This is a genomic window from Allobosea sp. P1_A7, assembly GCF_056406775.1.
The window spans coordinates 1-5,856 of record NZ_JBFTZN010000337.1 but is presented as its reverse complement, the minus strand read 5'-3'; the positions used below and the strand labels follow the sequence as shown (position 1 = coordinate 5,856).

Sequence of the window (5,856 nt, the reverse complement as noted above, 5' to 3'; positions counted from 1 at the left end):
CTCCAGTCCTTCAGCGTCACGAAGGCAAGCGCGGCGTTCGCCCCGTTGCCGGAGAAGCTGAAGCCCTGGATCGCCACGACATTTGCGACGGCGGGGTCGGCCTGGAAGATGCCTTCGATCTGCTTGATCGAGGCGAGCGTGCGGTTGGCGCTGGCTTCCGGCGGGCCCTGGATATCGACGATGACATAGCCCTGGTCCTCGTTCGGCACGAAGGCGCTCGGCAGCTTGACGAACAGGTAGCCGAGCCCGACGACCAGCGCGAGATAGACCACCATGACCCGACCGGCCCGCTTCGCCAGGCTAACGACGCTGCGGGAATATCCCGCGGTCACCCGGTCGAAGCTGCGGTTGAACCAGCCGCCGAGCCCCTTCTTCTCGTGATGTCCCTTGGCGATCGGCTTCAGGAACGTCGCGCACAAAGCCGGCGTCAGCGACAAGGCGAGGAAGGCCGAGAACAGGATCGAGACGACCATGGTCAGGCTGAACTGGCGGTAGATGATGCCGGTCGATCCGGGGAAGAAGGCCATCGGGATGAAGACGCTGGCGAGCACGAGCGTGATGCCGAGGATCGCGCCGGTGATCTGGCCCATGGCCTTCTGCGTCGCCGCGCGCGGGGACAGGCCTTCCTCGGCCATGATGCGCTCGACATTCTCGACGACGACGATGGCGTCGTCGACGAGGATGCCGATGGCGAGCACCATCGCAAACATCGTCAGCACGTTGATCGAGAACCCGGTCGCGAACATGACCGCGCAGGTGCCCAGCAGCGCGACCGGCACGACCAGTGTCGGGATCACGGTGTAGCGGATGTTCTGAAGGAAGATGAGCATCACGATGAAGACGAGCCCGACTGCTTCCAGCAGCGTGAAGAGCACCTTCTTGATCGAGGCCGAGACGAAGGGACTGGTATCGTAGGGAATCGACTGCTCGACGCCCTTGGGGAAGAACCGCGAAAGCTCGGCGAGCTTGTCGCGGATCGCCTGCGAGGTCGCGACCGCGTTGCCGGTGGACGAGAGCTGGATGCCGACCGCCGCGCTCGGCTTGCCGTTGAGACGGCTGCTGAAATTGTAGWTCTCCGCGCCGAGCTCGATGCGCGCGACGTCGCGCAGCCGAACGGTGCTGCCGTCGGCATTGGCGCGCAGTACGATCTCGCCGAACTCGGCCGTGTTTGCGAGCTGGCCCTTGACGAGCACCGTCGCGGTCAGGTCCTGACCGACCGGGTTCGGCGCGGCGCCGATCTGGCCGGCCGCCACCTGGGCGTTCTGCGCGCTGATCGCGGCCGTGATGTCGTCGGCGGTCAGCTTCAGGCCGACCATCTTCACCGGGTCGATCCAGACGCGCATGGCGCGCTGGGCTGCGAAGAGCTGCGCCCGGCCGACACCCTCGATGCGCCGAAGCTCGCCGAGCACATTGCGGTTGAGGTAGTCGCCGAGCGCGACCTCGTCCATTTGTCCGTCCAGCGAGGTCAGCGAGACGATCATCAGGAAGCCCGCGGATGCCTCCTCGACGGAGACGCCCTGCGTGGTGACCGCCCGCGGAAGCCGGGACTCGACCCGCTTGATCGCGTTCTGGACCTTGACCGAAGCCTGATCGATATCGGTGCCGGGCTGGAAGGTCGCGTTGATCGAGACCGAACCGGAGGTATCCGAGGTCGACTCGAAATAGATCAGACCGGCGACGCCGTTCAGCTCCTCCTCGATCAGGCGTGTCACGCCCTGGTAGATCTCCTGGGGCGAGGCGCCGGGGTAGGCGGTCGAGATCGTCAGCTGCGGCGGCGCGACCTTGGGGTACTGCGCTATCGGCAGGAAGGGCAGGGCCAGCGCGCCGGCGATGCAGATGAACAGCGCGAAGACCCAGGCGAGGATCGGCCGCCGAATGAAGAACTGTGCCATGTCAGGACCTATCGGCTCTTGGAGCCGGCAATATCGGTCGCGGGCGACCAGGGCTCGGGCGCCAGTTTCGCGCCGGACTGGAGTTTCTGGACGCCGTCGACGGCGACCTTTTCGCCGGCCTTGAGGCCGGACAGGACGAGCCAGTCGGAGTCGATCGCCTCACCGAGCTCGACGTCGCGCGCCTCGGCGGTATTCTCGGGGGAGATCACGTAGACCTGGGCTCGCCCCTCCTGCGTGCGGACGACGGCGCGCTGCGGCACGGTGATCGCGCCCTCCCGGACCGCCTGCTCGAGACGGACGCGGACATACATGCCGGGCAGCAGATCGCCCTTCGCGTTCGGGAACTCGGCACGCAGCGTCACCTGGCCGGTCGTCGCGTCGACGCTGGCACTGGCGAACAGCAGGGAACCGGCCTGCGCATAGGTCGCGCCATCGTCGAACACCAGCTCGACGCGGGCTTTGCCCGGCTCCGGGCTGGCGAGCTTGCCCGCGTCGACCGATCGCTTCAATGCCAGAAGTTCCTGGGCCGACTGCGTGAAATCCGCGTAGACCGGGTCGATCTGCTGGATCAGGGCCAGGTTCTGGGTGGCGTCGGCGGTGACGAGCGCGCCCTCGGTGACCAGGGCTGCCCCGATGATGCCGGTGATGGGGGCCCGGACCTGGGTGTAATCCAGATTGATCTTCGCCTCCGCCAGCGCGGCCTCGGCCAGCCCGACATCCGCGTTGGCCTGGGCGAGCGCCAGTTCCGCGTTCTCGAAATTGATCCCGCTCGCCACCTCGCGCTCGCGCAGCGTCTTCTGGCGCGCAAGCTGCTGCTCGGAATTGGCCTTGAGGGCCCTGGCCTTCTGCAGCGCGGCCTGCGCGCTCGCGACCCTGACCTCGAAGAGCTTGGGATCGATCCGGTAGAGCACGTCCCCCTGCCTGACGAGGGTGCCCTGCTGGAAGACGCGCTCCAGCAGAATGCCCGAGACCCGGGCGCGGACCTCGGCGACACGCGTCGCGGCGATGCGGCCGGGCAGGTCGCGGACGACTGGAACGGCGCGCGGCTCGACCTGAAGGACGCCAACGGCAGGCGGCGGCATCTGGGACGGGTCCTGGGCGCTCGCCGCCGCCACCGTCATGGACAGGATGACCGCGACGGCGCCAAACCGGCGCAATAGGGATTGCTCCCCGACCTTCGACAGGCGGGAAGGGGCAGAAGCAGATTGGGAATTCATGGGGAAGCCGGAGTCTCTGGGATGAGTTCAAAAATGCTTTTGATGCCGTTCAGGATGGCGGCGCGTTCGGACGGATCGAACTCGCGGAACCCCTGATATTCGATGGACGAAAGCCCAAAGAGGGCGAGATAGGCCATCAGGGACGCGAAGGGCTTGTCGGTCCCGGCCTGGATCGCATCGAGGTCGCGGGAGAGCCAATCGCGCATGCTGCGCTGAAAGGCGTCCTCGTGGGACGCCGCCGCGCTGACCGCCATCGCAATGGCGCGTTCGTCCTCGGAGGGCTGCCCCGCGGCGGTGGCCTCGATCCTGCCGAAAAGTTCGGGATTAGGGGTCGCGACGGCTGCCGCCACCGCGGCGGCCACCTTCTTGTCGTCGGCCTTGATGATCCGCCCGATGRGGGCCTCGAGCACGGCGCCCTTTGACTTGTAATCATAGAGGACGCTGGATTTTGCGATCCCAGCCTCCTTGGCGACGGCATCGATCGAGAGGCCAGCCGCGCCGCGGCTGAGCACGACCCGCTCCGCCGCGTTCAGGACCTCTTCGGGATCGTGCTTTCTGTGCCTGCCCATATCGTTCCCTGGCGAAGGCGAAAAACCGGGTCGCCCGCATTGCGGAATTTATATACGAACGGTCGTACGGAAAAACAACCCTGTGCCGCCGGGGGGCGAGGGGCGGGAATAGGGTATCGCGCGACCCGGCTCGCCGCGCGATGAGGGACTGGTCCGTCCATCGCCCCTGCGGCGGGCCAGTCCCATTGATCAGAACACTTGGATTGCCCGAACGTTGCCGATTGGCTCGCGTGTCAGTTTGATCGCTGAATGGCACTGATCATCAGCGGCCAGTGGCCCGTGCCGATGKCTGCACGAAAGGTGGTTTCCGCCAACCCGCTTGCCGACCCGCCTGAGCGGCACCGAGTTGGAAAATCAACCCTTGTCGATTTCCGCCGCGGCGATCTCCGCGACGCGAAGGGTGGGCGCGATATGTTCGGTTTCCCCATCCTCGATGAGCCAGACCGCCGAAAGCCCCGCCCAGGCGAGAATCCAGCGAAGCAAGCGGCCGCGTTCCAGCTGTGCGGCATGAGCGACGACGTCCACCTGTCGGGCGAGGCGACCAGGCGCCGTGGCGACCGGATGATCCGGATTGCAGAAGAGATTGGCATAATCGAAGCCGCGTTCGCCTTTCAGGCCCTTTGGATCGATTGCGAGCCAGCCTCGTTCTGCGAAATCAAGGATGTTCGCGTGATGAATGTCGCCATGCAGCGGGACGACATCGCGCGGATCGGCCAGAAATATGCGTGCGGCCTCGGCGCATCGGACGAAGATCCCGCCCTGAGGTGCAGCATGGAGCGCCCGAAACCAGTCGGAGAGCGGGACAAGGTTCGATGGAGGCGCTGCACGCGGCTTGTGAAGCTCCGCAACGGCCCTGCAGAGCACGACGCTCGCTTCATCATCCCTTCCATGTTCCGCCATCGCAGCGAGCGAGCGGTTGCCGGTCGCGCGTTCGAGCAGGATCGCATCATCGTCGTGTTCAATGACGCGAGCAGCCCCGATCCCATTCCACCAGATCAGGAGGCCCGCACCTCGCTTTTCCTCCGGCACGGTCGCGATCTTCAGCATGGCCGGCTCGCCGTTCCGACGAACCGGGAGGAGGCTGCTGGTCCGTGTCAGGATCGGCTCGCCGTCTTCAGCCAGCGCCCAACGACGAATGTAAGGGGTGAAGTCGCTCTCGATCGCCATGATCTTCTTCAGTGTTCAAACGGAGGGTTGCGGGTGATGCAAGGCAGCCGCCTGGCCTGGAATGTCCTCGTTCAGGCAAGCGCATGATGTGACAAATCCCTGGAGCGGGGAACTTGTCTGCCGCGCCGTTCGTTGCCTCCCGTCCAGGCGTCGACAAGGTCCCTTCCGTGAGCAGCATCTTCCTCCCGCTTCTCAGGCGGATCAGGCCAAGCGAGACGTCGGCCCCGGCGATCGCGTCCGACCAGACGCTGAGCAGTTTTGTCTGGCGCGCCAGCGGCGCCCATCAGTTCTATGTCGGCCTGATCGCGATGGCGGTGGCGCTGCTCAACTTCGCGCCGATCGATCTCCAACGGCGGATCGTGGATGTGGCGATCGCCAACCGGGACGTCCGGACCTTGCTTTTCCTGGGGGCGCTCTATCTCGCCATCGTCCTGCTCCAGGCGGCGCTGAAATATGCGCTTCTGGTCTATCAGGGCTGGGTCAGCGAAAGCGTCGTGAAAAAGTCGCGCGACCACTTGACGGTCGTTGCCACTGAGAGGGCATCGTCCGACGGGAACACGAGCGGGCAGACGGTCAATGTCATCGGCCGGGAAATCGACGGTGTCGGCGGCTTCGTCGGGGTCGGCATCTCGGAATTCGTCGTCAACCTGACCTTCCTTTGCGTGATCCTCGGCTACATGCTGTACATCCAGCCACTGATCGCGCTGATCAGCATGGTCTTCCTGCTGCCGCAGGTCTTCCTCGCACTTTACATGCAGGCCGACCTCAACACGCTCGTCGAGCGGCAGGTCGGGCTGGTGCGCAAGCTCGGCGACGAAACCGTCGCCCAGAGCGGGAGCGGGGCCCGGAGCGGTCCAGAATCCAAGCCGACTCCGGCGGAGTCCGCCACGATCCATGCGATCTTCCGCAACCGGATCCGGTTCTATGTCCTCAAATACGGGCTCAAGACCTTGCTGAACGTCGCGAATGCCATCGGTCCGCTGATGGTTCTCATCGTCGGTGGCTGGATGG

At 65.4% G+C, this 5,856-nt stretch carries 5 protein-coding genes; 1 reads left to right on the top strand and 4 read right to left on the bottom strand.

What is annotated here, in order from left to right:
* The 4 genes from AC1D34_RS33335 to AC1D34_RS33320 form a co-directional block, all read right to left on the bottom strand.
* On the bottom strand, positions 1-1,892 hold a 1,892-nt coding region (locus AC1D34_RS33335), incomplete at its 3' end, for an efflux RND transporter permease subunit (RefSeq protein ID WP_476826545.1).
* Positions 1,893-1,900: 8 nt separating this feature from the next.
* Complete coding sequence (locus AC1D34_RS33330; protein ID WP_476826546.1) at positions 1,901-3,013, bottom strand: efflux RND transporter periplasmic adaptor subunit; 1,113 nt, start codon at positions 3,011-3,013, stop codon at positions 1,901-1,903.
* 92 nt (positions 3,014-3,105) lie between these two features.
* On the bottom strand, positions 3,106-3,678 hold the full coding sequence (locus AC1D34_RS33325) for a TetR/AcrR family transcriptional regulator (protein ID WP_476826544.1): 573 nt from the start codon (positions 3,676-3,678) through the stop codon (positions 3,106-3,108).
* A 354-nt stretch (positions 3,679-4,032) separates the two neighbouring features.
* Positions 4,033-4,845 (bottom strand): aminoglycoside phosphotransferase family protein, encoded by an 813-nt coding sequence (locus AC1D34_RS33320; RefSeq protein ID WP_476826543.1) that lies wholly within the window; start codon positions 4,843-4,845, stop codon positions 4,033-4,035.
* 167 nt (positions 4,846-5,012) lie between these two features.
* On the opposite strand from AC1D34_RS33320, the gene AC1D34_RS33315 reads away from it, so the two are divergent.
* Positions 5,013-5,856, top strand: an 844-nt coding sequence (locus tag AC1D34_RS33315; RefSeq protein ID WP_476826542.1) for an ABC transporter transmembrane domain-containing protein, incomplete at its 3' end; no start/stop codon positions are given.

Bases quoted from the DNA above. Each gene is read 5' to 3' on its own strand.
- AC1D34_RS33320 (WP_476826543.1), bottom strand. From the start codon at position 4,845: ATGGCGATCGAGAGCGACTTCACCCCTTACATTCGTCGTTGGGCGCTG.
- AC1D34_RS33330 (WP_476826546.1), bottom strand. From the start codon at position 3,013: ATGACGGTGGCGGCGGCGAGCGCCCAGGACCCGTCCCAGATGCCGCCG.